The following is a 2,302-nucleotide window of genomic DNA, read 5'->3' on the forward strand; positions in this document are numbered from 1 at the left end:
TTTTTCTTCCCGCCTTCTTATATAATATAATAATGAGAACGTTCTGCTTTCAGTCGCATTTTGTAATGATTTCGGAAAAAGTGCCGCGTGTTTCGATATTTTTCCATCAAAAGTTTGGAGACTAACCTTTGATTGCTTACCTTTGCACTCGCTTTCCGAAATTATTTCGGTTGGCACGACAAAAGAAGCGTTCTTTGAGAATATTTACATAGACAGAGAAGTAGTACGAGAAGCGAGACGTGTCGGTCTTTGGGTTTTAGTTGCCTTAATACCGTTTGCGTCTTGGGTAAATGAACGAGCCGTCCAATTCTCATTTGGACAAATCAGGTTTAATTGCTTTATGCTTCAATAAATGATAGGCGTCCTGTTGACAGAGACAGACTCGCCTTTCGGTTGTCCTTTTTTGGGGGCATGCCGTCAGGCGCGATAGATATTTTACAATGGAGAGTTTGATCCTGGCTCAGGATGAACGCTAGCTACAGGCTTAACACATGCAAGTCGAGGGGAAACGGCATCAAGCGCTTGCGCCTGATGGACGTCGACCGGCGCACGGGTGAGTAACGCGTATCCAACCTGCCCCACACTAAGGGACAACCCGCAGAAATGTGGGCTAATACCTTATATTTTCCACCAAGGGCATCGTTGATGGAACAAAGATTTATCGGTATGGGATGGGGATGCGTCCGATTAGGTTGTTGGCGGGGTAACGGCCCACCAAGCCATCGATCGGTAGGGGTTCTGAGAGGAAGGTCCCCCACATAGGAACTGAGACACGGTCCTAACTCCTACGGGAGGCAGCAGTGAGGAATATTGGTCAATGGGCGGGAGCCTGAACCAGCCAAGTAGCGTGCAGGAAGACGGCCCTATGGGTTGTAAACTGCTTTTATGCGGGGATAAAGGAGTCCACGTGTGGGCTTTTGCAGGTACCGCATGAATAAGGACCGGCTAATTCCGTGCCAGCAGCCGCGGTAATACGGAAGGTCCGGGCGTTATCCGGATTTATTGGGTTTAAAGGGAGCGTAGGCCGCGTTTTAAGCGTGTTGTGAAATGTAGGCGCCCAACGTCTGCATCGCAGCGCGAACTGGAACGCTTGAGTACGCGCAACGTTGGCGGAATTCGTCGTGTAGCGGTGAAATGCTTAGATATGACGAAGAACTCCGATTGCGAAGGCAGCTGACGGGAGCGGCACTGACGCTTAAGCTCGAAGGTGCGGGTATCAAACAGGATTAGATACCCTGGTAGTCCGCACGGTAAACGATGGATGCTCGCTGTGTGCCTTTTATGGTACGCGGCTAAGCGAAAGCGTTAAGCATCCCACCTGGGGAGTACGCCGGCAACGGTGAAACTCAAAGGAATTGACGGGGGCCCGCACAAGCGGAGGAACATGTGGTTTAATTCGATGATACGCGAGGAACCTTACCCGGGCTTGAACTGCCGGCGAACGATCCAGAGATGGTGAGGCCCCTCGGGGCGCCGGTGGAGGTGCTGCATGGTTGTCGTCAGCTCGTGCCGTGAGGTGTCGGCTTAAGTGCCATAACGAGCGCAACCCCTCTCCGTAGTTGCCATCAGGTAGTGCTGGGCACTCTGCGGACACTGCCACCGCAAGGTGCGAGGAAGGTGGGGATGACGTCAAATCAGCACGGCCCTTACGTCCGGGGCTACACACGTGTTACAATGGGGGGCACAGCGAGTCGGCCGCGCGCAAGCTCGGTCCAATCAAGAAATCCCCCCTCAGTTCGGACTGGGGTCTGCAACCCGACCCCACGAAGCTGGATTCGCTAGTAATCGCGCATCAGCCATGGCGCGGTGAATACGTTCCCGGGCCTTGTACACACCGCCCGTCAAGCCATGAAAGCTGGGGGTGCCTGAAGTCCGTAACCGTCAAGGAGCGGCCTAGGGCAAAACCGGTGATTGGGGCTAAGTCGTAACAAGGTAGCCGTACCGGAAGGTGCGGCTGGAACACCTCCTTTCTGGAGCTGTACGCCTTTCAAGAAAGATGAAGTCTTTTTTTCGCTTGTGGCCAAAAAGGACGTTCGTTTTCAGGAGCGTGGCATGGCTTCTGGCCTTGCCGCAAGAGGCACTTTTACCTCGCTCGTTGTTTATACCATTTTCTCGTGCTTCTTTCGCTGTTTATTTTATATATTGCTGTATAGATCAAGAGAAAGCGGAAGCTGGGCGACATTGTTCGTCCTGGGTCTTGGACAGGCACCACTCGGACACAGTCCTATAGCTCAGTTGGTTAGAGCGCCACACTGATAATGTGGAGGTCGGCAGTTCAAGTCTGCCTGGGACTACTTCCCGT

The 2,302-nt window shown here is 52.7% G+C and carries 1 tRNA gene and 1 rRNA gene; both read left to right on the forward strand.

The features are described 5' to 3' along the window. The first annotated feature begins 437 nt into the window (after positions 1–437). A 16S ribosomal RNA gene (locus HMPREF1640_RS12110) occupies positions 438–1,970 on the forward strand. A 250-nt stretch (positions 1,971–2,220) separates the two neighbouring features. Further along, positions 2,221–2,294: transfer RNA gene (locus tag HMPREF1640_RS12115), tRNA-Ile, on the forward strand. Positions 2,295–2,302: the final 8 nt, after the last annotated feature.

Origin of the sequence: Prevotella sp. S7-1-8, from assembly GCF_000758925.1 — a bacterium.
Classification (GTDB): domain Bacteria; phylum Bacteroidota; class Bacteroidia; order Bacteroidales; family Bacteroidaceae; genus Prevotella.